Annotated in this window: 24 protein-coding genes; 12 read left to right on the plus strand and 12 right to left on the minus strand. The window is 73.9% G+C overall.

The features are described from left to right. Nucleotides 1-42 precede the first annotated feature (42 nt). Both ACFY1T_RS23220 and ACFY1T_RS23225 read left to right on the plus strand, forming a co-directional pair. Nucleotides 43-1,953 carry a peroxidase family protein gene (locus ACFY1T_RS23220; RefSeq protein WP_390789851.1) on the plus strand — a complete coding sequence of 637 codons (1,911 nt, stop codon included), beginning with the start codon at nt 43-45 and terminating at the stop codon, nt 1,951-1,953. Further along, entirely contained in the window at nt 1,938-2,207 is a 270-nt protein-coding gene (locus ACFY1T_RS23225) for a hypothetical protein (protein WP_390789852.1), read from the plus strand. The genes ACFY1T_RS23220 and ACFY1T_RS23225 overlap by 16 nt, the downstream gene beginning before the upstream one ends. 43 nt (nt 2,208-2,250) lie before the next feature. Here the strand turns inward: ACFY1T_RS23225 and ACFY1T_RS23230 are convergent, their stop codons facing one another. Both ACFY1T_RS23230 and ACFY1T_RS23235 read right to left on the minus strand, forming a co-directional pair. Next, on the minus strand, nt 2,251-3,216 hold the full coding sequence (locus tag ACFY1T_RS23230; protein ID WP_390789853.1) for an alpha/beta fold hydrolase: 966 nt from the start codon (nt 3,214-3,216) through the stop codon (nt 2,251-2,253). 10 nt (nt 3,217-3,226) lie between these two features. Beyond that, nucleotides 3,227-3,583 carry an ArsR/SmtB family transcription factor gene (locus ACFY1T_RS23235; protein ID WP_390789854.1) on the minus strand — a complete coding sequence of 119 codons (357 nt, stop codon included), beginning with the start codon at nt 3,581-3,583 and terminating at the stop codon, nt 3,227-3,229. 125 nt (nt 3,584-3,708) lie between these two features. Between ACFY1T_RS23235 and ACFY1T_RS23240 the strand changes: the two genes are divergently transcribed. The 4 genes from ACFY1T_RS23240 (at nt 3,709) to ACFY1T_RS23255 (ending at nt 8,513) form a co-directional block, all read left to right on the plus strand. Continuing rightward, on the plus strand, nt 3,709-4,725 hold the full coding sequence (locus ACFY1T_RS23240) for a cation diffusion facilitator family transporter (protein ID WP_390789934.1): 1,017 nt from the start codon (nt 3,709-3,711) through the stop codon (nt 4,723-4,725). A gap of 269 nt (nt 4,726-4,994) precedes the next feature. Continuing rightward, the gene (locus tag ACFY1T_RS23245; RefSeq protein ID WP_390789855.1) at nt 4,995-5,354 is read left to right on the plus strand and encodes an SAV_915 family protein; all 360 of its coding nucleotides are present in this window, start codon (nt 4,995-4,997) and stop codon (nt 5,352-5,354) included. A 13-nt stretch (nt 5,355-5,367) separates the two neighbouring features. Next, nucleotides 5,368-6,705, plus strand: a complete 1,338-nt coding sequence (gene lysA / locus ACFY1T_RS23250) for a diaminopimelate decarboxylase (RefSeq protein WP_390789856.1) — start codon at nt 5,368-5,370, stop codon at nt 6,703-6,705. Nucleotides 6,706-6,863: 158 nt separating this feature from the next. Next, nucleotides 6,864-8,513, plus strand: coding sequence for an FAD-dependent monooxygenase (locus tag ACFY1T_RS23255; RefSeq protein ID WP_390789857.1), 1,650 nt, complete (start codon nt 6,864-6,866; stop codon nt 8,511-8,513). Here the strand turns inward: ACFY1T_RS23255 and ACFY1T_RS23260 are convergent. Beyond that, the gene (locus ACFY1T_RS23260; RefSeq protein WP_390789858.1) at nt 8,438-9,274 is read right to left on the minus strand and encodes a DUF4386 domain-containing protein; all 837 of its coding nucleotides are present in this window, start codon (nt 9,272-9,274) and stop codon (nt 8,438-8,440) included. The two genes, ACFY1T_RS23255 and ACFY1T_RS23260, sit on opposite strands and share 76 nt — an antisense overlap. Before the next feature lie 109 nt (nt 9,275-9,383). On the opposite strand from ACFY1T_RS23260, the gene ACFY1T_RS23265 reads away from it, so the two are divergent. After that, on the plus strand, nt 9,384-10,100 hold the full coding sequence (locus ACFY1T_RS23265; protein ID WP_390789859.1) for a TetR/AcrR family transcriptional regulator C-terminal domain-containing protein: 717 nt from the start codon (nt 9,384-9,386) through the stop codon (nt 10,098-10,100). Nucleotides 10,101-10,109: 9 nt separating this feature from the next. After that, nucleotides 10,110-10,730 (plus strand): L-threonylcarbamoyladenylate synthase, encoded by a 621-nt coding sequence (locus ACFY1T_RS23270; protein WP_390789860.1) that lies wholly within the window; start codon nt 10,110-10,112, stop codon nt 10,728-10,730. Nucleotides 10,731-10,780: 50 nt separating this feature from the next. On the opposite strand, the gene ACFY1T_RS23275 is transcribed toward ACFY1T_RS23270, so the two are convergent. Then, the gene (locus ACFY1T_RS23275) at nt 10,781-11,752 is read right to left on the minus strand and encodes a hypothetical protein (protein WP_390789861.1); all 972 of its coding nucleotides are present in this window, start codon (nt 11,750-11,752) and stop codon (nt 10,781-10,783) included. A gap of 114 nt (nt 11,753-11,866) precedes the next feature. After that, complete coding sequence (locus ACFY1T_RS23280; RefSeq protein ID WP_390789862.1) at nt 11,867-12,283, minus strand: ribonuclease domain-containing protein; 417 nt, start codon at nt 12,281-12,283, stop codon at nt 11,867-11,869. 186 nt (nt 12,284-12,469) lie between these two features. Here ACFY1T_RS23280 and ACFY1T_RS23285 point away from each other — a divergent pair, with 186 nt between their 5' ends. The 3 genes from ACFY1T_RS23285 to ACFY1T_RS23295 all read left to right on the plus strand — a co-directional run bounded on the left by ACFY1T_RS23285 (nt 12,470) and on the right by ACFY1T_RS23295 (nt 15,159). Beyond that, on the plus strand, nt 12,470-13,135 hold the full coding sequence (locus ACFY1T_RS23285; RefSeq protein ID WP_390789863.1) for a 1,4-alpha-glucan branching protein: 666 nt from the start codon (nt 12,470-12,472) through the stop codon (nt 13,133-13,135). Between the two features lie 115 nt (nt 13,136-13,250). Further along, on the plus strand, nt 13,251-13,478 hold the full coding sequence (locus tag ACFY1T_RS23290; protein ID WP_390789864.1) for a DUF6296 family protein: 228 nt from the start codon (nt 13,251-13,253) through the stop codon (nt 13,476-13,478). A 478-nt stretch (nt 13,479-13,956) separates the two neighbouring features. Beyond that, nucleotides 13,957-15,159, plus strand: a complete 1,203-nt coding sequence (locus tag ACFY1T_RS23295) for an Ig-like domain-containing protein (RefSeq protein ID WP_390789935.1) — start codon at nt 13,957-13,959, stop codon at nt 15,157-15,159. A 78-nt stretch (nt 15,160-15,237) separates the two neighbouring features. On the opposite strand, the gene ACFY1T_RS23300 is transcribed toward ACFY1T_RS23295, so the two are convergent. Continuing rightward, nucleotides 15,238-15,912 (minus strand): DUF4360 domain-containing protein, encoded by a 675-nt coding sequence (locus tag ACFY1T_RS23300; RefSeq protein WP_372481359.1) that lies wholly within the window; start codon nt 15,910-15,912, stop codon nt 15,238-15,240. A gap of 47 nt (nt 15,913-15,959) precedes the next feature. Beyond that, the gene (locus tag ACFY1T_RS23305) at nt 15,960-16,607 is read right to left on the minus strand and encodes a DUF4360 domain-containing protein (protein ID WP_123516287.1); all 648 of its coding nucleotides are present in this window, start codon (nt 16,605-16,607) and stop codon (nt 15,960-15,962) included. A 248-nt stretch (nt 16,608-16,855) separates the two neighbouring features. On the opposite strand from ACFY1T_RS23305, the gene ACFY1T_RS23310 reads away from it, so the two are divergent. Continuing rightward, nucleotides 16,856-17,695, plus strand: a complete 840-nt coding sequence (locus ACFY1T_RS23310; protein WP_030856660.1) for a class II glutamine amidotransferase — start codon at nt 16,856-16,858, stop codon at nt 17,693-17,695. 78 nt (nt 17,696-17,773) lie between these two features. On the opposite strand, the gene hypE is transcribed toward ACFY1T_RS23310, so the two are convergent. The 5 genes from hypE to hypB all read right to left on the minus strand — a co-directional run bounded on the left by hypE (nt 17,774) and on the right by hypB (nt 23,689). After that, nucleotides 17,774-18,763, minus strand: a complete 990-nt coding sequence (hypE, locus tag ACFY1T_RS23315; protein WP_390789936.1) for a hydrogenase expression/formation protein HypE — start codon at nt 18,761-18,763, stop codon at nt 17,774-17,776. A gap of 76 nt (nt 18,764-18,839) precedes the next feature. Next, nucleotides 18,840-19,976, minus strand: a complete 1,137-nt coding sequence (gene hypD, locus ACFY1T_RS23320) for a hydrogenase formation protein HypD (RefSeq protein ID WP_390789865.1) — start codon at nt 19,974-19,976, stop codon at nt 18,840-18,842. Continuing rightward, nucleotides 19,973-20,347 carry a HypC/HybG/HupF family hydrogenase formation chaperone gene (locus ACFY1T_RS23325; RefSeq protein WP_390789866.1) on the minus strand — a complete coding sequence of 125 codons (375 nt, stop codon included), beginning with the start codon at nt 20,345-20,347 and terminating at the stop codon, nt 19,973-19,975. Before ACFY1T_RS23325 ends, hypD begins: the two co-directional genes overlap by 4 nt. Further along, on the minus strand, nt 20,316-22,700 hold the full coding sequence (gene hypF, locus ACFY1T_RS23330; RefSeq protein ID WP_390789867.1) for a carbamoyltransferase HypF: 2,385 nt from the start codon (nt 22,698-22,700) through the stop codon (nt 20,316-20,318). Before hypF ends, ACFY1T_RS23325 begins: the two co-directional genes overlap by 32 nt. Beyond that, complete coding sequence (gene hypB, locus ACFY1T_RS23335; protein ID WP_390789868.1) at nt 22,700-23,689, minus strand: hydrogenase nickel incorporation protein HypB; 990 nt, start codon at nt 23,687-23,689, stop codon at nt 22,700-22,702. Before hypB ends, hypF begins: the two co-directional genes overlap by 1 nt. Between the last annotated feature and the right edge of the window lie 3 nt (nt 23,690-23,692).

Below are 23,692 nucleotides of genomic sequence, written 5' to 3' on the forward strand. Positions count from 1 at the left end.
TCCCGCCCCTTCCCCCTGTTCCGCCGACCGCTGAGGAACGCCATGACCGACACCGCCTCCACCGAGCCGAGCACCGCCGCGAACGAAGGGACCCGGGCGGCCCCGGCCCTCCCCGCGCAGGCCGACCACCCCGGCCAGGCCCCCTCGTACGGCCCGCCCGGGCTCCTCGAACGCCTCGGCTCGGCCGCCTTCGCCCGCGTCAACCGCACGCGCGAATGGCACGAACTGCCGCTCCCCCTCGGGCTGCTGAACCTCCGGGTGCTCCGCGACGACCTGCGCCGCAAGAACCTGTACGACACGTACGGCGCGGGCGGCGAGCGCCTGCGGCGTCCCACCCGCGTCCTCGCGCCCTTCCGCTCGTACGACGGCTCGGGCTACGACCCGTACGACGAGGACATGGGCCGGGTCGGCACCCGGCTCGACCGCAACGCCCCGCTGCACCTGGTCTTCCCGGACTCCGAAGAGGAGCTGATGTCGCCGAGCCCGCGCGAGATCAGCAGGCAGCTGCTGGCCCGCAAGGGGTTCGTGCCCGCGCCCACCCTCAACCTGCTGGCCGCCGCCTGGATCCAGTTCGAGAACCACGGCTGGGCCAATCACGGCGACAACGAAGAAGCCGAGCCGTTCACCGTCCCGCTCGCCGAGGACGACGACTGGGCCGAGCGGGGCGGCAGCTGCCCGATGCGCGTGAACCGCACCCGCCCCGACCCGGTCGCGCACACCGCGGCGGACGTGCCCCCCACGTACGAGAACACCGTCACGCACTGGTGGGACGGTTCGCAGATCTACGGGTCCGACGAGGCCCGCTGCCGGGCGCTGCGCACGGGCGAGCACGGGCGGCTGATCGTCGAGGACGGACGGCTTCCGGCCGACCCGCGGCCCGGGAGGTCCTGCCTGGACTGGACGGGCATGAACAGCGACTACTGGGCCGGCCTGTCGCTGCTGCACACGCTCTTCGCCAAGGAGCACAACGCGATCTGCGACTACCTGCGCGCCCACTACCCGACCTGGGGCGACGAGCGGCTCTTCCACACCGCGCGGCTGGTCAACACCGCGCTGATGGCGAAGATCCACACGGTGGAGTGGACGCCGGGCATCCTCGACACCCCGGTGCTGCGCCGCGCGATGGACGCCAACTGGTACGGGGTGCTGCCGCGCTGGGTCAGCCGGACGTACGGGCGCGTCGGCAGGGGCGAGATGCTCAGCGGGATCCTCGGTTCCCCGACGGACCACCACGCCGCGCCGTTCTCGATGACGGAGGAGTTCGTCTCCGCGTACCGGCTGCACCCCCTGATCCCCGACGAGCTGGCCGTGCGGGACCACCGCGGGGGCGCCGTGCGCGCGCGGATCGGCTTCGAGGACATGCAGGGCGCGACCACCCGTACGGCGGTGGACGCGTACGGCATGAGCGACCTCTTCTACAGCTTCGGCACGGCCCATCCCGGGGCCCTCGTGCTGCACAACCACCCGGACGCGCTGCGCAATCTGGCCCGGCTCACCGGCGAGCACACCGACCTGGGGACGGTCGACGTCCTGCGCGACCGCGAGCGCGGGGTCCCCCGCTACAACGCCTACCGGCAGATGCTGCGCAAGCGCCCGGTCAGCTCCTTCGAGGAACTGACCGGCGGGCACCCGGGTGACACTCCGCTGCTGAAGGAGCTGTACGAGGGGCGCCTCGACCGGGTGGACACGCTGGTCGGCAATCTCGCCGAGCCGCGGCCGGCCGGGTTCGGCTTCAGCGACTCGCTGTTCCGGATCTTCATCCTGATGGCGAGCAGGCGGCTGAAGAGCGACCGGTTCTTCACCACCGACTACCGGCCGGAGGTGTACACGGCCGAGGGCCTGGAGTGGGTTGACCGGGGCGGCATGGTCTCCGTCCTGCTGCGCCACCACCCCGAACTGGCCCCGGCCCTGGACGGCGTGACCAATGCCTTCGCCCCGTGGCGGGCGCTGTGACGGCCGTTCCCGCGCCGCGTACGGGGCGGCAGGTGCGGCGGTACGAGCCCGCGGAGGGGCTGCGGGCGCACTCCGCGGCGCTGCTGCGGCAGGCGGAACTGCTGCGGGCGGGAGCCGCGGCGCTGGACTGGAGGGGGCCGCAGGCCGAGGCCTTCCGGTGGCGGGTCGAGGCCCTGGCCGACCGCTGCGCGAAGGCGGCGGACGGCCTGGCCCGCTGCGCGGCGCAGCTGGACGCGGCCGTGCGCCCGCGCTGACGGCGGGGCCCGGATCCGCCCGCGGGCCGGGCCCTCGTGCTCCTCACCGCTCGCGCGCCTCGTCCACCACCCGGCGCACTGCGTCCGCGACCAGCCGGGGCCGCTCGACGGCGATGCCGTGGCCGCTGCCGGTGTCGGTCACGTGCCGGGCGTGGAGGGCGCGCGCGAGGTCGTCCTGGGCGGCGAGCCAGGCCGGCCAGGTCGATCCGCTGTCGCCGACCGCGAGGTCCCACGGTTCGTCGGAGGTCAGCACGGCGGCGGGCAGGGGGTGCGGCATCGGGGGCGCGCCGCGGATCTCCGCCACGGAGGCCTCGTAGTCGGGCACTTCGAGGCCCTTGCCGCGGTCCGTCGTCTCGATCTTGCGCATCCAGTCCGACCACTGGGCCGGTGTCAGGGTGTCGCGCAGGTACGGGGACGCGCCGTCGACGGTGACGAGCCCGGACACCCGGTGGAAGTCGGTGCGCGCGAAGAGCTCGGCGATCATCGCCCCCCAGGAGGCGCCGACGAGTACGAACGGCCCGCGCTCGCCGGCGGCGGACAGCGCCGCCCGCAGGTCCCGCACCCCCTCCCGCGCCGTGGTGGGCTGGGACACCGGGGTCGAGGAGGCCGGCGTTCCGTCGGCCCGGGTGGTCCCCGGGCGGTCGTAGGCGCAGACCCGCGTGAAGGAGGCGACCGTCGGAAGCACCGCCTCCGGACTGGTTTTCAAGCCGGTCGCGGGGGCGGCGGGGTCCACGACATGGGTCCATTCGTCCCCGGCCCCGCCCGCCCCGGAGACGAGCACGACGGTCGGCGACCCCGTTCCCCGGCACTCCAGCCGGATGTGGCGGCCGCCGCCCACGGGCACCGGGCGGGAGGGATCCGGGGAGGCGCCTCCCTGGGCCACGGTCGCCACTTCAGCGGCCGCCGGCGCGGCCGTGGCAGTGGTCGCGGCCGGGCCGCCGCCCGCGGCGAGCACGAGGGCCGCCGCGACGGTGACCGCACCGGCCGGGAACCGGCCTCCTCCGGACACCCGCCCAGTGTCACACCCCGCCGTGACCGGGGCGATCGGGCCCGGCCGCGGAGATCGCCTCGGCGACGAGGCGCCGCAGGTGGTCGTCTGCCAGGGCGTAGACCACGCGGCGGCCCTCCTTGCGGGTGGTCACCAGTCCCGACATCCGCAGCCGGGCGAGGTGCTGGCTGACGGCCGGCCGGGCGGCTCCGACCGCCGCGACCAGGGTGGCGACATCGGCTTCTTCCGAGGCCAGGGCGTGCAGGAGGGCGAGGCGGGTGCGGTCGGCCAGCAGGCCCAGGATCGCGGCCGCGGCCTCGAAGGCCTGGGGGCCGGGCTCTTGCGGGTGCGAACCCTGCGCAGGTGATAGGTGCATGCGTGCGCTCATACGCACACAATAGGCAGGTGGACGCTCGCGTCCACCCCTCCCCTGTCGTCCTCGTCGAAAGCGGGCACGCTGTGAGCCACCACCACGAGCACCACGACGGGCACGACGACGGGCACGACGACGGGCTGCTCCGGGGGCGGCTGCGACCCCGGCTTCCGCAGCGGCTCGGCCGTGTGGCGCACGCCTTCACCCCGCACGGCCACGAGCCGGCGGCCAAGGTCGACCCGGCGATGGAGACCTCCCGGCAGGGCATGCGCACGCTGTGGATGTCCCTGGGCGTCCTGGGCCTCACCACGGCGGTCCAGGCCGGCGTCGTCGCGCTCTCCGGGTCGGTGGCCCTGCTCGGCGACACCGTCCACAACGCCGCCGACGCGCTGACCGCCGTCCCCCTCGGCATCGCGTTCCTCCTCGGGCGGCGCGCGGCCGACAGCCGCTACACGTACGGCTACGGCCGCGCCGAGGACCTGGCCGGCATCGTGGTCGTGCTGACCATCGCGGCCTCCTGCGCCCTCGCCGCGTACCAGGCCGTGGACCGGCTCCTGCACCCCCGCGAGATCGGCCAGCTCTGGGCGGTCGCGGGCGCCGCGGTGGTCGGCTTCCTCGGCAACGAGTGGGTGGCCCGGCAGCGGATCCGCACCGGCCGCCGCATCGGCTCCGCGGCGCTCGTCGCCGACGGACTGCACGCCCGCACGGACGGGTTCACCTCCCTCGCCGTCCTCCTGGGCGCGGGCGGCGCCGCGCTCGGCTGGAAGAGCGCCGACCCGATCGTCGGCCTGCTCATCACCGCGGCCATCCTCGTGGTGGTGCGCGACGCCGCCCGCGAGGTCTGCCGGCGGCTCATGGACTCGGTCGACCCGGCCCTGGTCGACGCCGCACGCGGAGCGCTGCTCGGCGTGCCCGGCGTACGGGCCACCGGACAGGTCCGCATGCGGTGGATCGGGCACGCTCTGCGGGCCGAAGCGGACATCGTCGTCGACGCGCACCTCACGGTGGTGCAGGCGCACGCCCTGGCCGTCGAGGCCGAACACGCCCTGATCCACGCCGTCCCCCGGCTGACCGCGGCCACCGTGCACATCGACCACACCGCCGGCCACGAGGACCCGCACGCCGCCCTGGCCCACCACGCCGGCCGGCCGGGCTGACGGCGGGCGGGAGGCGGACCGACGGCGGGCCGACGGCGGGCCGACGGCGGGCCGGCGGCGGCCGGAGACGGAATCCTGGCGGGCCCTTGATGCCGGAGCCGGAAGCGCGTCAACGGCGTGTATGGAGTGGGCCGTTTCCCGTCAAGGTGGCGTCAGGGACCGGCGCGGGAAGGCCGCGCACGGGGATAGCTTCGCAGTCGCGCCCCGCACTGCCTCCCCGCATTCGGGGCGCCACCAGTCGCCTCTTGCGGTTCCTCAGGGAGGGCCCCATGTGTCTGTTCCGGTACGAAGACGATCCCGAGCCCGAGGAACGGGTCCCGGCCGGACTCCTGTACGTGCCCGTCCGGCCGGGAAGGGGCGCGGAGACGGTGATCCGCCTGTTCCGCACTCCGCTGGGCGCCCGTACGGCCGTCGGCTTCACGCGCACGGACCTGCTGGCCGCCACCCTCGGTGAGGGCCAGCCCTGCATCCGCCTGTCGGAGTCCGTGCTGCGGGAGCTGTGCGCGCCGCTCGGCGCGGATCTGATCACCGTCGACCCGACGCTGTCGGCTCCGGCGGCGGCTCCGGCCCCTCCTGCCGCCGCGGCGGCTCCGTACCGACCGGGCCGGCTCCCGGCCCAGGCCGCCTGAGGGGAGGAGTCCCATGACCACCGTCACCCTGTCCGAGATCGCCGCGGACTCCGCGGACGAGCTGTCCGTCTGGCCCGCCTCGACCACCCGGCTGCCGCACGGGGGCCTCGCCGTCGGCGGGGTCCCGCTGACCGAGATCGCCGACCGCTTCGACACCCCGGCGTACGTGCTGGACGAGGGCGAGGTACGAGCGCGCTGCCGCACCTACCGCGACGCCTTCCCCGACGCCGAAGTGCTCTACGCCGCCAAGGCGTTCCTCTCCCGTGCCATGGTCCACTGGGTCGCCGAGGAGGGCCTCGGGCTCGACGTCTGCTCGGCGGGCGAACTCGAACTCGCCGTCACCGCCGGATTCCCGCCGGAGCGGATCCTCCTGCACGGGAACGCCAAGTCGCCCCGCGACATCGAGACCGCCCTGCGGCTCGGCGTGGGCCGGATCGTCATCGACAGCCCGTCCGAGATCGCCCGCCTCGCCGCGGCCGTCGGCCCGGGCGGACACCAGAAGGTCCTGGTCCGCGTCGTCCCCGGCATCTCGGCCGGCGGCCACGAGAAGATCCGTACCGGTACCGACGGCCAGAAGTTCGGACTGTCCCTCACGGACGGCTCCGCGCAGCACGCCGTCACCCGTCTGCTCGGCCAGCCGCAGCTCGAACTCGTGGGCCTGCACTGCCACATCGGCTCCCAGATCACGGACGTGAAGCCGTACCTGACGGCGGTGCGCCGCGTGGTCGGCCTGATGGCCCGTATCCGCGACGCGCACGGCGTCACGCTCCCCGAGCTCGACATGGGCGGCGGCCACGGCATCGCGTACTGCCCGGGCGAACCCGCGCTCGACCTCACGGCCCTGGCCGGCCGGCTGCGCGCCGAGCTCGTGGAGAGCTGCGCCGGGGCGGGGCTGCCCGTGCCCCGGCTCGCCATCGAGCCGGGCCGGGCGATCGCCGGTCCGGCGGGCGTGGCCCTGTACCGGGTGCTCGCCGTGAAGCGCACCGGAGAGCGGGTGTTCGTGGCCGTGGACGGCGGGATGAGCGACAACCCCCGGCCCGCGCTGTACGGGGTGCGGTACGCGCCCCGCCTGATCGGCCGCCATTCCACCGCCGGGTCCTGTACGGCCACGGTCGTCGGCCGGCACTGCGAGGCCGGGGACGTCCTCGCCGCCGACGTCGAACTCCCCGGCGACGTCCATCCCGGAGACCTCCTGGCCGTGCCGGTGGCGGGCGCCTACCAGCTGTCCATGGCCTCCGGCTACAACATGGTCGGCCGCCCCCCGGTCGTCGCCGTGGACCACGGCGCGGCCCGGCTCCTCGTGCGCCGCGAGACCCTGGACGACTTCCGCCGCCGCGACATCGGCGACTGAGGTCCGCCGGGGGTACCGACCGGCCCGCCGGCCGGCCGGTGCCCCCGGCCCTCGCGGCCCTCGCGCCCCCTTCACCGGCCCGATCGCCGGGAGCGGGCGTCCGGGCCACCATGGGGGGGGAGGTCCGTACCCACGGGGAGCCCGCCCGGGAGGCGCCGATGGTGCACAGCGATGGAGCGGCCGCGGACGTCCTGGTGGCGGGTGCCGGCCCGGTCGGTCTGACGGCCGCCGCCGAGCTGCGGCGGCGCGGGATCTCCTGCCGGATCGTCGACCGGCTCCCGGCGCGGCTGCCGTACGCCAAGGCCGTGGGGATCCAGCCGCGGACCCTGGAGATCTGGGACCACATGGGCTTCGTCCGGGCCGCGCTGGAGGCGGCCGTCCCGATGCGCGGCCAGCTGACGTACGTGAACGGCGTGGAGCAGCCCCGGCTGGACCTGGTGCTGCCGCCCGAGGTGCCGTACCGCTTCGCCGCGCTGCCGCAGTACGAGACCGAGCGGATCATCGAGGAGTTCCTGGAGGGGTTCGGGACGCGCATCGAGCGGGGCACCGAGCTGGTGTCCTTCGTCCAGGACGCCGAGGGGGTGACCAGCCGGCTCACGACTCCCGCCGGGGAGGAGGAAGTCCGCACCCGGTTCCTGGTGGGCTGCGACGGCGCGCACAGCATCGTCCGCAAGGGGCTCGGCCTGGCCTTCGGGGGAGGCGCCTTCCCCGAGGAGTACATGCTCGCCGACGTGGAGGTCGACTGGGACCTGCCGTACGCGTACGGGGTGCGGGCGATGCACCACGACGCCCGGGGCGCCGTCGACGACGTGCTGGTGTGCATCCCTTTGCCGGGCGACCGCCGCTACCGGGTGTCGATGATGGTGCCGCCCGAGCTCTCCGCCGCTCCCCCGCCGGGCGGTGACACCGTCCTGCACGGCCTGGAGGGCGGCCGGGCACCCGAACTCGGGCACGTCCAGGCGGTGCTGGACCGCCTTGCCCCGCAGCCCACGACGGCGTCGGCCATGCGCTGGTCCTCGGTGTTCCGGATCAGCCACCGGCTGGTGGACCGGTACGGGGAGGGGCGCGTCTTCGTGGCCGGGGACGCGGCGCACATCCACCCGCCGACCGGGGCGCAGGGCATGAACACCGGGATCCAGGACGCCTGGAACCTGGCCTGGAAGCTGGCGCTGGCCGTGCGGGGCGCCGGGGCTCCCGGGCTGCTCGCGAGCTACGACGCCGAGCGCCGGCCGGTGGGCGAGGAGGTCGTGGGCCGTACGGTCCGACAGGCCGCCGAGGGCGTCCAGGCCGATCCGGAGGACGCGGACACGCTGATGATGCGCCAGGCCCAGCTGCTGGTCGGCTACCGCGGCAGCCCCCTCGTACGGGCGGCGGGGCCCGAGGACTCCGACGGGCCCGGGCCGCTGCCCGGGGACCGGGCGCCCGACTGCGGCGGGCTCTCCGGGCACATCGCGGCGTATCCGATGCGGCTGTACGACCTGCTGCGCGGCCGCGAGCACATGCTGCTGCTGTACGGGCCCGGCCCGGCGCTGGACGGCCTCGCCGAGCTCACCTCCGCGGTACGGGGCTCCGCGACGGGCCGGGTCGGGGTGTGCGCGATCCTCGCCGAGGCCGAGCCCGGGGCGGCGGCCGACCGGGGTTCGGGGCTGCCCGTGTACCGGGACGGCCGGGGCGAGTTCGCCCGGACGTACGGGGTGCGGGAACCGGCGGCCTTCGTGGTCCGGCCGGACGGCTACCTCGGCGCCAGGCTGTGCCCGCCGACCGTCTCGGGGCTGGCGGCCCACTTCTCGCAGGTGTTCGGGAGCTGAGCGGGCTTCCCGGATCCCCCGGCCGCCGCCTCGGCCACCGTTCCCCCGGCGACCGTTCCCTCGGCCGCCGCCTCACCGGCCGCCGTCTCACCGGCTCCCGTGAACCCCTTGGCGAGCAGCCGGATCGCCAGACCCACCTCCCAGGCGAACACCGGGAGCGCGGCGAGCGTTCCGGCGTCCGAGACCTGCTCGTACAGGCCGAACAGGACGGCGGTCGCCGAGGCGCAGATCAGCGCGCCGCCGACGAGCCCGAGCGCGGCGAGGGGCCGCGGGACGAGCCGTGAGCGGTACATCAGGCAGGCCAGCACGAGGGTGTTCGCGCCGAGGACGAAGTTGGGCCCGAGGAGGAACGTCCGGTCGTGGATGGCCACGAGGGCGTCGGCGGCCGTGACGAGCGAGGCGGCGTCGCCGCCCGGCGCTCCCGCGGATTCCCGGCGCAGCGTCACCACCGACAGCACGCTGATGATGCCCACGACGATGACGGCGGCTTCCAGCAGCCGCCCGCAGACGTAGCCGAGCGCGGCGCCCTCGTTCTGCCTCTTCACCACCGGGTACAGGGCGACGCCGGTGCCGATGACGGCCAGCGCGAGGACGAGCTCGCACAGTGCCCCGAGGAACACCCGGGTGTCGGCGCCGGGGCCCAGGACGTAGCCGGCGTCGTGCAGTACGGGGCCGTACAGCACGAGTCCGCCGATCGCGGCGACCTCGGTGACGAGGAACAACACCCCTGTGACGACCGCGGTCTTTCGGGTCGAACCCATGCGGAACCACTCCCTCTTGAGAGGTGTACGGCGTACACCTGGGCCATACGGTAGGTGTACGCCGTACACTCGTCAAGCCGCGAAACCCACGACGAGGGAGCCGACCGAGATGACCCCCCGACCGGAGGCTGCGCCCAGGGCGCCGCTGAGCAGGGACCGGGTGCTGCGCGCCGCCGTGGAGCTGGCCGACGGCATCGGGATCGACGCGCTGAGCATGCGCCGGCTCGCCCAGGAGCTGGGCGTCGTGCCGATGGCGCTCTACAAGCACGTGGCCAACAAGGAACAGCTCCTGGACGGCATGGTGGAGGCCGTCGTGGGCGAGATCGATCCCCCGGCCCGCGGATCCGACTGGCAGGGCGCGGTCCGCCGCCGGATCCTGTCGGCGCGCGCGGCCCTGCTCGGACACCCCTGGGCGGCCCAGGTGATCCGTTCGCGCAGCGGGCCGACCCCGGCGGTGCTCGCGTACCTGGACTCGGTGATCGGCATGTTCCGCGCCGGGGGCCTCTCCGTCGACCTCACCCACCACGCGATGCACGCGCTCGGGGGCCGGGTCCTCGGCTTCACCCAGGAGGTGTTCGACGCCGCTCCGGAGCCGGATCCCGCGGGGCCGCAGGCGATGCCCGCGGAGGCCGCCGCGGCCTACCCCCACGTCGCGGAACTGGCGATGGCCGCGGTCCACGACGGGGACTCCGTCGTGGGCGGCGGCTGTGACGACCAGTTCGAGTTCGAGTTCGCGCTGGACCTGCTCCTCGACGGCTTCGAACGCCTCAGGCGGCAGGGCTGGTCGTCAGGTGCCCGGCGAGCCGGGGGTGGCCCGATCGCGTAGGCTCGGCCAATGGCCAAGTACTTCGACGTGCACCCCGAGAACCCCCAGCAGCGCACCATCGGCAGTGTCGCTGACAGCATCCGCTCCGGCGCGCTCGTCGCGTACCCGACGGACTCCTGCTACGCGCTGGGCTGCCAGCTCGGCAACCGTGACGGCCTCGCCCGGATCCGGTCCATCCGCAACCTCGACGACCGCCACCACTTCACCCTGGTGTGCCAGGACTTCGCCCAGCTGGGCCAGCTCGTGCAGATCGACAACGACGTGTTCCGCGCGATCAAGGCCTCCACGCCCGGCAGTTACACCTTCATCCTCCCCGCCACGAAGGAAGTGCCGCGCCAGCTGCTGCACCCCAAGAAGAAGACGGTCGGCGTGCGCATCCCCGACCACGCGGTGACGCAGGCCCTGCTCGCCGAGCTGGGCGAGCCGCTGCTGTCCAGCACCCTGCTCCTGCCCGACGAGCCGGAGCCGCTGACGCAGGGCTGGGAGATCAAGGAGCGGCTCGACTACCTGGTGGACATCGTGGTCGACTCGGGCGAGTGCGGGACGGAGCCGACCACCGTCATCGACTTCTCCGGCGGCGAGGCCGAGATCGTCCGGCGCGGGGCGGGCGACGTCACACGGTTCGAGTGACGGGTACCGCCCGCCGCCCGGCCGCCGCGTGACCCGGACCCGGATCCCGGTCAGGCGGCGGGCGGATCGGCCGGCCGGGGCTCGCCCCCGCGGCGCACCAGACCGTACGCCCAGCGCTCGTTCAGGCCGGCGAGGAAGCCGACGCCGCCCCAGAAGAACCAGGCCTTGATCAGGGCCTGGTGGCCGGCCGCGGAGAGCGGGACCGGCCCGCACATGTCCTCGGGGGCGGCCGGCGGGGTGAGCAGGGTCAGGATGCCGCCGTTGATGAGCAGGAAGAGCGAGCTGGCCAGGAACCAGCCGACCACGACCCGGTACCAGCCCTCCTGACGCATCATCCGGGCGAGCTGCACCGGATCCGCGGGGATGTCGGCGGGCTCCGTGCTGCCGGGATCCGGCCGGATCAGCTGGTAGGCGTCGCGCAGCCGGATGATCACGCTGAAGACCGCGCCCATCGCCCCGCCCGCGAAGCAGACCAGGGAGTCCATCAGGATCAGCTCTTCGGGGCAGCCGATGGCCGCGTGGAACAGCGGCGGCAGGAACCGGCCGGCGAGCAGGGCCAGTACGAGCACCACGGGGCTGAGGACGATGCCGAAGGCGAGGCCCGTGTTGAGTCCGCGCCCGCCCGCGAGCGCCGCGTCGGCCGCGAGCCGCCGGGCGGCTCCGTCGGCCTCGGCCCGCAGACGCCCGGTTCCGGCTCCCGGCGCCGCTGCCGTTCCGGATCCCGCTCCGGGCGGACGCCCGGCGGGGCCTGGCGAGGTCTCGCGGATGCCCGCCCGCACGGCCGCCTCCAGGGCGCGGCACACGGCCTCACCCGTACGCCGCTCGAAGGCGCGCTGCGCGGCCGCGTGGAGTCGTTCGACCCGCTCCAGCTGCAGCGGATCCGCCTCCCTCAGACGCTGGAGGCCGGGGGCCTCCTCGGCGAGGCCGAGGGCCTCGGCCGGCGTCCTCGGCTCGACGGGACCCGCGGCGCCGAACAGCCAGGCCCCGATCGCGCCGGTCCGGCCCTTTCGGCCTTCACCCATCAACATCCCCCTTGATCCCAGGGGAAGTTGTACCGTCCCACCCGTCCGGGCGGAACCCCCGGCCCGTGGCCTCGCACGGACCGGGAGCCGCCGGACGGTGTGCGGACGGGCGGATCAGCAGCCGAAGTCGACCTTGCGGAACGAGGCGTAGTGGTCGGAGGTGTAGTAGTCCTCCTCCCACTGCTGTCCGGTGATGATCCGGCGCGCCCCGCGCGTCGGCGAGCCCGGGGTGATGACGGTGTACTCGTGGTAGTAGCCGCTGCCGTGGATCGGCAGCAGCCGCTCGCGGTTCTGGAAGACGACGCCGTCCTGGGAATAGGGGAACGGGCCGCCCTGGTCGATGAGATCGAGGGTGTCGTGCGCCTGCGACGGCAGCGCCGAGTAGCAGATGCGGCCGACCGAGGCCACGGCGGAGACGGAGACGGGGGCGGAGGCGGGAACCGGAGCCGCCGAAGCGGCCGGTCCGGTGAGGAGGGCGCCGGCGACCGCCGCGGCGCCGACGAGGGTCACGAAGCGTGGGGGGATTCTCATGCGGCCCATGATGACGCGCGTAGAGCAGCCGCCGTCAACGCCAACTGCCTTCTGTTTCACACCTGTTCACCGGCCGTGGACAGCCCTTGGCGCGGACGTCGGCGGCTCGTAAGACGGACGCAACCCGGGGGCGGCGGGACGCCGGTGGCAAGATGATCACCAGTCGACCGAGAGAGGTGCCGCACCATGGCCGTCGTCCACCAGACCACGATGACCCCGGACAAGCTGGAGCTGCTCGCTTCCTGGCTTCCCACCCAGCCCTGGTACCTGGACCCCGGCGCGGGGCGCGCCCCGCAGCCGGCCAGGGCCGGAGGCTTCCGGCTCGACGACCCGCAGGGCGAGGTGGGGATCGAGTTCATGGCCGTACGTGACGATGCGGGAGACCGGCCGGTCACCTACCACGTGCCCCTCACCTATCGCGGCGCGCCGCTGGACGGGGCGGAACACGCCCTCGTCGGCACCTCCGAGCACGGCGTGCTGGGGCGCCGCTGGATCTACGACGGGGCCCACGACCCCGTCCTGGTCGAGCGGTTGTACGCGCTCGTGCGCGGCGAGGCGGAGCCGCAGGCGCAGCGCGAGAGCAATACGCCCGACCCGTCCGTCACGGGCTGGTACGGGGGGACCGGCGAGCCGGGCCCGGCGACGGTCCTCGGCGTGTCCGCCGGACCGGAGACGACCGACGTGCTCGTGCAGACCCCGGCCGGGAAGCAGAACCTCCGCGTCCGGCGGATCCTGCGGCCCGCACCGGCAGGGGAGGACACCGCCGAGCAGCCGCTGGGGCACGTCACGGCGGCGTGGACGCTGCCGGACGCCACCTCGGTGCGCGGCCGGTACGCCGTCGTCCGCGCGTAGGCCCCGCCGGGGCCGGGCCGTTCCCGGGCCGGGGCGCGCGGGCGGCGCGCACCGACCGCTGCGCGCATCATGGGAGGTGGGAAAGGCCCCTTTCGTCCGGCAGAGGAGGGCGCGGATGAGTTCCGAGCGCTACGAGCTGGTGTTTTCCGAGGGACCGGACGAGAGCGAGGACGTCGTCGTGGTGACGGCGACCGGCCAGGCCGGGCCCGGCGGCCACCCGGTCTACGCGGACGCGACCGGCATCGTCCGTGCGGAGATCAGCGACCAGGAAGAGGTCCGCATCCTCGCCTCGGGCGGCGGCCAGGACCCGGCCCGCGTGGTCCGGGTCCGCTCCCTGCCCTGAACGCGCCCCGGAACCCGCACCGGGCGGCACCCGCAAGTGCCCGCCCGGCCGCTTCCGTTGCTCCGTCCGAGTTCTCTTGCGTGCCCGTTCGGTCGCACCGCCCGAGCGCATGATCATCATTTAGCCGCGCAATCGTTTTGATGCTCCCAACGGGCCGTGGGCGAGCTGGGAAGGCTGCGTGGCGATGTCATCGACGCACCGGGCACAAAAGGAACAACGGGTACGACGGGCCCTGGGGGCGCCGGGGAGCGTGACGTGGAGCGTGGTGGCCGCCGTCACCGGCGCCGCCCTCGTCGTCGCGGCGGCCCCGGGCCGGGCGCCCGGACAGGAGGCCGCGGGCCGGCCGGCCGGCGGCCCCGACGCCGCGGTGACCCTCCTCGTGGGCCGGGCCCTGGACGTGGGCGACGGCGGCATCGCCGCCCGGTGCGCGCTGGAGGCCTTCCGGGACGGCCTGTGCACCGGCTGGCGGCAGCAGCGGGTGCGGGCCACCTCCCGGGGAGCCGGGTCGGTCCTGCGGGGGCCCGCGTCGCGCGAGGCCGCCGGGGCGGCCCGTACGGTCGTCCTCCCCACCAACTCCGGCGGTCCGCTCGAGATCGCGCTCGCCGAGGCGGGCCGGCTCACCGATGTCACCGTCCACGACGGGCACGGCCGCTACGTGGGCGGCGAACTCGCCCCCAGGAGCCGCCACTGGACCAACACCGAGCCGCTGCGGGCCGGCGAGGTCTACACCGTGCAGGTCGGCGCCCAGGACGCGGCGGGAACACCGGTGGGCGTCACCATGGCCTTCCGGACCTCGCCTCCGCCGGACGAGGGCCGGCTCACCGTGGAGTTCGGGCCGCGGCCGGGCACGTACGGCGCGGGGCAGATCGTGACGGCCGCCCTGAGCCGGCCGGTTCCCGCCGCCGACCGGACCGCCCGGGCCCGCGTGGAGCGGGCGCTCCAGGTCACCTCGGAGCCGGCCGTCGAGGGCGGCTGGCACTGGGTGGACGAGTCGACGCTGCACTACCGGCCGCGGACGTACTGGCCGGCGCACGCCGAGGTGCACGTGACGAGCGGTCTCGACGGGGTCGAGGTCGGCGACCACGACTACGGCGGCCCCTCGGACTCCACCGGATTCACCATCGGGGACCGGATCGAGGCGGTCACCGACGCCGAGGCGCACGAGATGACCGTACGGCGCAACGGCAAGGTCATCCGGACGATCCCGGTCACCACCGGCAAGGCCGGGTTCCGGACCCGCAGCGGCATCAAGGTCGTGCTGCGCAAGGAGTACCAGGTGCGGATGCGCGGGGACTCCGTCGGCATCAAGCGCGGTACGAGCGAGTTCTACGACCTGCCGGTCTTCTACGCGACGCGGGTGACGTGGAGCGGCGAGTACGTGCACGCCGCCCCCTGGTCGGTCGCCTCGCAGGGCGAGGAGAACGTGAGCCACGGCTGTACGGGCATGAGCACGGCGGAAGCCGCCTGGTTCTTCCAGACGGTGCGGGAGGGGGACATCGTGCAGGTGGTCAACAGCGAGGGCGAGCCGATGGCTCCGTTCGAGAACGGCTTCGGAGACTGGAACCTGGACTGGCGGGCCTGGCAGGCGGGCAGCGCCCTCGCCTCCGATGCCCCCGTCCCGGCCGCCGCCCTCCCGGCGGTGTCCCGCCACACCGCGTCCCGGCTGCGCCCGCTGACCTGAGCGGCGCGGCGCGGCCGAGCGCCGTACCCGGCGGATCCGCCGGGTACGGCGCTGGGCGTCGGTCGGTGGCGGGGCGGGCTACTTCGGCCCGGGGCAGACCTGCCAGGCGAGGTGGTAGAGGGTGCTCACGCTCGCGTCCGTGGAGTCCATGGCCATGAAACTCGTCGCGGTCTGCGGATTGGACGTGCCCGCATTCACCCGCAGTTCCGTATTGATGTTGAAGTTGCGTTTCTCCCCGCACGGGGCCCAGACCAGATCGGCATATTCGGTCTTGTCGCTCGCCTGCCAGTTGTCGTTGTGCGGCCCGTTGAACTGATGCGTGCGCTGGGTCGTCTGGGGCATTCCCTGGAAGTAGTAGTTCGCCCGTTCCTGACCCCACGCACCGGGCTGGAGGAATGCGAATCCGCGGTAATCCGCCTGGACGATCGCATAGGTGAATCCCGAGGGAACGTGGACCCGGAGATTGAGCTGGCAGTTCTTCCGGAATGCCGTGGGCGGCGCCCCGGGCCCCACCTGCGCCAGGTAGTCACTGTAGGTGACGGTGAAGGCGGTGTTGTCGGGTGCGACGGCCACCTCGGCGGTGCCCTCGCGGCAGCCGGAGCCGTTCACGGTGGCCAGTTCGATCACGATCTTGTCGGGCGGAGCGGTGATCTGCGGGGTGTGGCCGGCCGCCCCGGCGGAGGTCGCCGCCGTGGCGATCAGCACGGCGGCCGCGCCACCGGTGAGCAGGGTACGAGACAGGGAATGAGACATCGTTGTCACTCCTGATCATCGATCGGTTTGCCTGCGCTCACGCCGCGTCAGGCCGCCGCCGGACATTCCTTCCACTCGAAGTGGTAGACCGTGCTCACGCTGCCGTCCGTCGAGTCCATGCTCATGAAGCTCAGGGCCTGCGGGTTCGAGGTCCCCGCGTAGACCCGCAGTTCGCTGTTGACGTTCAGGTTGCGCTCCTCGCCACAGGGCGCGAAGACCAGGTCCTGGTAGTCGGTCTGGTCGCTCGCCTGCCAGTTGTCGGAGTACGGGCCGCCGAACTGGTGGTTCGTGCGGGCCGTCTGCGGCATGCCCTGGAAGTAGTAGTTCGCGCGCTGCTGGCCGTAGGCCCCGCGCTGGAGGTGCGCGAAGCCGCGGTAGTCGGCGCGGGCGATGGCGTACGTGAACCCCTGCGGTACGTGGACCTGGAGGGCGAGCTGGCAGTTCTTGCGGAACTCGGTGCCGCCCGAGCCGGCGCCCGCCTGGGCCAGGTAGTTGCTGTACGTGACGCTGAACGAGGTGTTGTCGGAGGCGGTGGTGACCCCCGCGGTCCCCTGCGGGCACCCCGAACCGTTGACGCCGACCACGTCGACGGTGATTCTGCCGGGCGGTGTGGACGGGGTGTCGGCCTGTGCGGGAACGGCCAGGGCGCACAACGCCGCGACCGCCGCGCCGACGGTGAATCTGCGGAGCAACATCTTTGTTTCTCCATTCTCCGGTCACCGGAAATCGGTTTCGAATTTGGGCATGCACATGTCACCACAGGGAATCCGCGGTGGGAAGGACGCGAAACGGCCAACCCCTCCGGCCCGCGCCGCCCTGGCCGAATTCGGCACCCACGGAACCGGATGGCCCAAGCACACGAAGGGTGTGCGCGTCAAGATGCGAGGCACGGGAAGCTCGGCCGCGATAGGCTCGTACGAGGCGCAGGAGAGGGATGATGCGGATGTGTCGCTGGCTCGCCTACTCCGGTTCGCCGATGCTGCTCGACGCGGTGCTCTACCAGCCGGAACACTCTCTGATCGATCAGAGCCTCCACGCCAAGATGGGCGTCGAGTCGACGAACGGCGACGGTTTCGGCATCGGCTGGTACAGCGCCGACGGCGGCGGCACTCCGGCGATCTTCCGGGACATCGGACCGGCCTGGAACAACCGCAACCTGCGGGAACTGGCCGCCCACGTCCGCTCGACGCTGTTCTTCGCCCATGTCCGCGCCTCCACCGGTTCGGCCATCCAGCAGACGAACTGCCATCCGTTCCGGCACGGCCGGTGGATGTGGATGCACAACGGCGCGATCACGGACTTCCACCGCCTCCAGCGCGATCTGTGCATGGCCGTGGACCCCGCCCTGTTCCCCTGCATCGAAGGCTCGACCGACTCCGAGGTGATGTTCTACCTGGCCGTCACCTACGGCCTCGACCAGGACCCCCCGGGCGCGGTCGCCCGGATGGCGGGCCTGGTGGAGCGCCTCGGCAAGGAGCACGGCGTCCCCGACCCGATGCAGATGACGGTCGCGGTCAGCGACGGCGAGCGGGTCTGGGCCTTCCGCTACTCCAGCGCGGGCAAGTCGCGTTCGCTCTTCTACAGCAGCAAGGCCGAAACGGTCCGGCACCTGCACCCGGAGCTGCCGTTCCTGCGGGAGGTCTCGGACGCGACGCGGCTGGTCGTCTCCGAACCCCTCGGCGACCTCCCGGGCGTGTGGAACGAACTCCCCGAGGCGAGCTACGCGGTTCTGCCCTCGGCGACCGCGGAGGACTACTTCCCGTTCATCCCCGAACTGCCCTGAGAGCTCCGGAGCCCCGGCGCGCGCCGCCGCGGGCGGGACGGCGGCCCGCTCACGACGGCACGCGGCCGGGGCCCGGCCTCAGCAGATGCGGGGCAGCTGCTCCCCGATCGGCAGGTCGACGACGCGGGTCCCGCCGAGGCCCGTGCGGGCCACCACCAGGCCGGGATGGGCTTCGACCGCCTCGCCGATCACGGTCGCGTGCCGGCCCAGCGGGTGCGCGCGCATCGCGTCGAGGACGGCGTCGGCGTGCTCTCGCGGTACGAACGCGACCAGCTTGCCCTCGTTGGCCACGTAGAAGGGGTCGAGGCCGAGGATCGCGCAGGCGTTGCCGACGGCCTGCGGGACCGGCACCCGGCCCTCGTGGATGACGACCCCGGCACCCGAGGCCGCCGCGATCTCGTTGAGGGCGGCCGCCAGCCCGCCGCGCGTGGGGTCGCGCAGGACGTGCAGGTCGGGGGTGACCGCAAGCATGGCCTGGACGAGCCCGCCCAGCGGCGCGCAGTCGCTCTCGACGTCCACCCCGAATTCGAGGCCCTCTCGGACGCTCATGACGGCCACGCCGTGCAGGCCGATCTCCCCGCTGACGATGACCACGTCACCCGGCACGACGCGCTCCGGGCGCAGGTCCACCCCGTCGGGGATGAGCCCGATGCCGGCGGTGTTGAGGTAGATGCCGTCGCCGTGGCCGGACTCGACCACCTTGGTGTCCCCGGTGGCCACCTCGACACCCGCGGCCCTCGCGGCCGCGCCGAGGTCCTCGGAGACCCTGGCCACCACGGAGAGCTCGACGCCCTCCTCGAGGATGAACCCGCAGGAGAGGTAGGCCGCCCGGGCCCCGCTCATGGCCAGGTCGTTGACCGTGCCGTTGACCGCGAGGTCCCCGATGCTGCCGCCGGGGAAGAACAGCGGCCGCACCACGTACGAGTCGGTCGAGAAGGCGAGGCGCGCCCCGCCCAGGGTGACCGCTGCCGAGTCGCCGAGCCGGGCGAGCACCTCGCCGCCGAAGGCGGGTGCGAAGACGTGCTGGACGAGCTCGGCGGAGAGCGCTCCGCCGCCTCCGTGGCCCATCACCACGCGGGGGCGGTCCCGCAGCGGGGCCGGACACGTCCAGCCGGTGACGTCGAGTACGGCGTCGGACAGGGCTTCAGACAACGGGGCTCGCCTCCAGTGGTGCGTTCCGGGCGGCCGGCGCGAGGTCGAGGCGCCGGTAGAGGTAGTACGCGGCGCACGCGCCCTCGCTGGAGACCATCGTGGCGCCGAGCGGGGTGCGCGGGGTGCAGGTGGTGCCGAACGCCTCGCACTCGTGCGGCTTGATCAGCCCCTGGAGGACCTCGCCGCTGCGGCACTCGGCGGGCTCCTGCGTGGCGATGTCCGTCACCGAGAAGCGGTGCTCGGCGTCGTAGTCCCGGTAACGGGAGGACAGCCGCCAGCCGCTGCGGGGGATGACGCCGATGCCGCGCCAGGCGCGGTCGGTGACCTCGAAGACGTCCTCCAGCATGGCGAGGGCGGCCGGGTTCCCCTCCGGACGGACGGCGCGCGCGTAGGCGTTGTCGACGGCGTGCTCGCCGCGCTCGAGCTGCCGCACGGCCCGGCGTACGCCCTCGAGGATGTCCAGCGGCTCGAAGCCGGTGACCACGATGGGGACCCGGTGGCGCGCGGCCAGCTCCGGGTACTCCCCCATGCCCATCACGCTGCACACGTGCCCGGCGGCGAGGAAGCCCTGGACCCGGCAGCTCGGGGAGGTCATGATCGCCTCGATGGCCGGGGGGACCCGGACGTGGGAGACGAGCAGGCTGAAGTTGGGGATGCCGAGCTTCTTGGCCTGATACACCGTCATGGCGTTGGGCGGCGCGGTGGTCTCGAAGCCGATGCCGAAGAACACCACTTCGCGCGCCGGGTTCTGCCGGGCGATCCGCAGCGCGTCGAGCGGGGAGTACACCACCCGTACGTCTCCGCCCTCGCTGCGGACCTGGAACAGGTCGCGGCCGGATCCGGGGACGCGGAGCATGTCGCCGAACGAGCAGAAGATGACGTCCGGGCGGGAGGCGATCTCCAGAGCCTTGTCGATGACCTCCAGCGGGGTCACGCACACCGGACAGCCCGGGCCGTGGATCAACTCGACCTGTTCGGGCAGGAGCTGGTCGATCCCGTGCCGGATGATGGTGTGGGTCTGCCCCCCGCACACCTCCATCAGCGCCCAGGGGCGGGTGACGGTGGCGTGGATGTCGTCGAGCAGGCGGCGGGCCAGCTCGGGGTCCTGGAATTCCTCGATGTACTTCACTGCTGCCCAGCCTCCTGTACGGCTCCCTCGGCGTCCCCGGCGTGCCCGGCGTGCCGCGGCTGCTCCGCGATGTCGTCGGCGAAGGGCCAGTCCTCCACGCCCGCCTCGGCCGCCGCCCGCTCCCAGGGGTCGCCGAACTCCTCCTGGAGCATGCCGAGCTGCGCGAAGAGTTCGAGGGTCTGGCGGGCCGACTCCTCGTCGAGCCGCTGGAGGGCGAAGCCGACGTGGACGATGGCGTACTCGCCGACCTGGAGGTCCGGGAGGTACTCCAGGCACACCTCCTTGACCACGCCGCCGAAGTCGACGGTCGCCATGCGGGTGCCGTCCTTCTCCCCGATGTCAAGCACTCTGCCGGGTACCGCCAGGCACATGGCCCTCTCCTTGCTGTGGGTGTCGCGGGGCACTGGCCGCCACCATGAGCTGGCCGAGGGCCAGCCCCCCGTCGTTCGGCGGGACGCGGTGGTGGCGCAGAACGGTGAAACCGCGCTCGCGCAGCAGGCGGGCGCAGGCGCTGGAGAGCACGGTGTTGGCGAAGACCCCGCCGCTGAGGGCGACGGTGTCCAGCCCGTGCCGCTCGCGCGCGAGGACGGCCAGCGTGCCCACGAGATCGGCGACGGCCGCGTGGAAGCGGGCGGCGATCAGCGACGTGGGCCCGCCCGCCCGCACGTCGGCCACCACGGCCGCCAGTACGGGGGCCGGGTCGGCCGTGACGGGGGTCTCGCCGCCCGGTCCTCGCGGGCGCAGCGCGAAGGCGTAGCCGCCTTCCGCCGCCGTCCCGCACCCCGCGAGGGCCGCGGATTCCAGCTCGACGGCGGCCTGGGCCTCGTACCCGGCGTGGTGGCAGACACCGGCCAGGGAGGAGACGGCGTCGAAGAGGCGGCCCATGCTGGACGTCGGCACGCAGTGCAGGTTCCGCTCCAACTGCCTTTGCAGCAAGCGTAGTTCCTCGGGCGGGCAGGCTGCCGTGCAGGGCAGGTCCGGGTCCCAGTCGAGCCCGGCGGCGCGCAGATGGGACAGGGCCATCCGGTACGGCCGGTGCACGGCGGCATCGCCGCCCGGCAGCGGGACGTAGGCGAGGTGTGCGAACCGGGTGTACCCCGCGTAGTCCGCGAGCAGCACCTCCCCGCCCCACACCGCCCCGTCGTCGCCGTATCCGGTGCCGTCGAACGCGAAGCCGATCACCCTGCCCGCGCCGTCCCGGCCGTGTTCGGCCATCGCGGACGCGATGTGCGCGTGGTGGTGCTGGACTCCGAGGACCGGGCGACCCGCGGCGCGGGCGCGGACCAGGCGGCCTGAGCGGTAGCCGGGGTGCCGGTCCACGGCGAGCAGCCCGGGCGCGACTCCGGTGATGGACTCCAGCTGCTGCTCCGCGCGTTCGAAGGCGTACTGGGTGGCCAGGTCGTCCATGTCCCCGATGTGCGCCGACAGCCAGGCCTTGCGGCCCTCGCCGAGGCAGAAGGCGTTCTTGAGGTCGCCCCCGGCCGCCAGCGTGGCGGGTACGGACAGCGGGAGCGGGAGGGGCAGCGGCGCGTGGCCGCGGGAGCGGCGCAGGGTCAGCGCTTCGCCGTCGCAGACGCGCACGACGGAGTCGTCGCAGGGGACGTGGATGGGCCGGTCGTGGGTGAGCCAGGCGTCGGCGAGCCGCCCGAGCCGGTCCATGGCCTCGGTGTCGTCGGTGACGATGGGCTCGCCCGACAGGTTGCCGCTGGTCATGACGAGCAGCCGGGGACCGGGCGGGTCGCCGGGCAGGCCGAGCAGCAGGTGGTGCACGGGTGTGTACGGGAGCATCACGCCCAGGTCGGGGCTGCCCGGGGCGACGCCGTCGGCGACGCGCTCCTGCCCGGTGGCTCCCGGGCGGCGGCGCAGCAGGACGATGGGGCGGTCCGGACCGGTGAGCAGGTCCCTTTCGGCCGGGCCGAGCCGGACGAGGTGCTCGATGTCGGCGGGTTCGCGGGCCATCAGGGCGAAGGGCTTGTCCCCGCGTGCCTTGCGGCGCCGCAGCTCGGCCACGGCCCCGGCGTGCGCGGCGTCGCAGGCGAGGTGGTAGCCGCCCAGGCCCTTGACCGCGAGGATCGCCCCGCCGGCCAGCAGCCGGCGGGCCTCGGCCACCGGGTCGGTGCCGGCCGTCTCGCGCGGCGGCGTACCGGCGAGCAGGCGCAGCCGGGGCCCGCAGGCGGGGCAGGCCACCGGCTGGGCGTGGAAGCGCCGGTCGGCGGGATCGGCGTACTCGCGGGCGCAGTCCGGGCACATCGGGAAGCGGGCCATGGTGGTGTGCGCCCGGTCGTACGGCACCCCGGTGACGATGGTGAAGCGGGGACCGCAGTGCGTGCAGGTGATGAAGGGGTGCCGGTGGCGCCGGTCGGCCGGATCGGCCAGCTCCGCCAGGCAGTCGGCGCAGGTGGCCGCGTCCGGGGAGACGAGGGTGCGGGCGGGACCGCCGGAGCGGGAGGCGACGATGGTGAAGCCCGCGCCGCCGGAGACGGGCACCTCGTGGTGGTCGACGGTGTCGACGACCGCCAGGGGCGGGGCCTCGGCCGCGAGCCGCTCGCAGAAGGCCGATACGGCCGCCGGGGCGCCTTCCACCTCGGCGACGACCCCCTCGGGGGTGTTGGTGACGTGTCCGGCGAGGCCGAGTCCGGTCGCGCGGGTGTACACGTACGGCCGGAAGCCCACGCCCTGCACCACTCCGCGCACGACGACCCGGCGGCGCTCCACGGCTTCCATCAGCGGGTCGGCACCACGCCGGAGTGCGGGTGCACGGCCCGTGTGACGGAGCCGGGCCCGTGGTGGCCGGGACCGGTTCCGGGACCCGTACCGCGGTCGTGGCCGGGACCGTGCTCATGGCCGGGGCCGTGGCCGGCGCCGTGGGCGTGGTGGTGCCCGGGTCCGTGGTCGTGGTCGGGCCCGTGGTCGTGGTCGGGCCCGTGGTCGTGACCGGGCCCGTGGTCGTGACCGGGCCCGTGGTCGTGACCGGGCCCGTGGTCGTGGTCGGGGGCTTCCGTGTGGTGATGGTGGTGCGTGGCGGGCTGCCGTGCCATGACGGGCGCGTGCACCGCGCCTCCGGCGCCGACCGCCAGCGCCCGGTCGAGCAGGACGCCCTCGCCCTCGCCCCGGCGGGCCGAGGTCAGCACCACCTCCACCCCCGGGTTGACCTGCTGGACGTGCGCGCGGAAGGCCGCCTCGTCGAACTCCACGGCCTGTGCGATGTCCGTCTTCGTCACGACGACGAGCTGGGCCAGTCCGAACGCGGTCGGGTACTTGAGCGGCTTGTCCTCCCCCTCCGTCACCGAGGCGAGGACGACGCGCAGCGATTCGCCGAGGTCGTACGAGGCGGGGCAGACGAGGTTGCCGACGTTCTCCACGAAGAGCAACCGGGTGTCCTCGGGCAGCCAGCCGTCGAGGTGGCGTCCGAGCATCGCGGCTTCGAGGTGGCAGAGCCCGTCGGTGAGCACCTGCTTGACGGGAACGCCCGACCGGGCCAGCCGCAGCGCGTCGTTCTCGGTGGCGAGGTCGGCGGTGAGGGCCGCGACCGGTACGCCGCGCTCGCGCGCGAGGCCGAGTTCGCGCTCCAGCAGGGCGGTCTTGCCGCTGCCCGGGCTGGACAGCAGGTTGACCACCGTGGTGCCGCGGGCGGTGAGTTCGGTGCGCAGGGCGTGCGCGGCCGAGTCGTTCTTGGCGAGGACCGCCTGCTTCAGGTCGACCACACGGCACATGGT

The sequence above is a fragment of the Streptomyces sp. NPDC001194 genome, from assembly GCF_042896985.1.
Classification (GTDB): Bacteria; Actinomycetota; Actinomycetes; order Streptomycetales; family Streptomycetaceae; genus Streptomyces.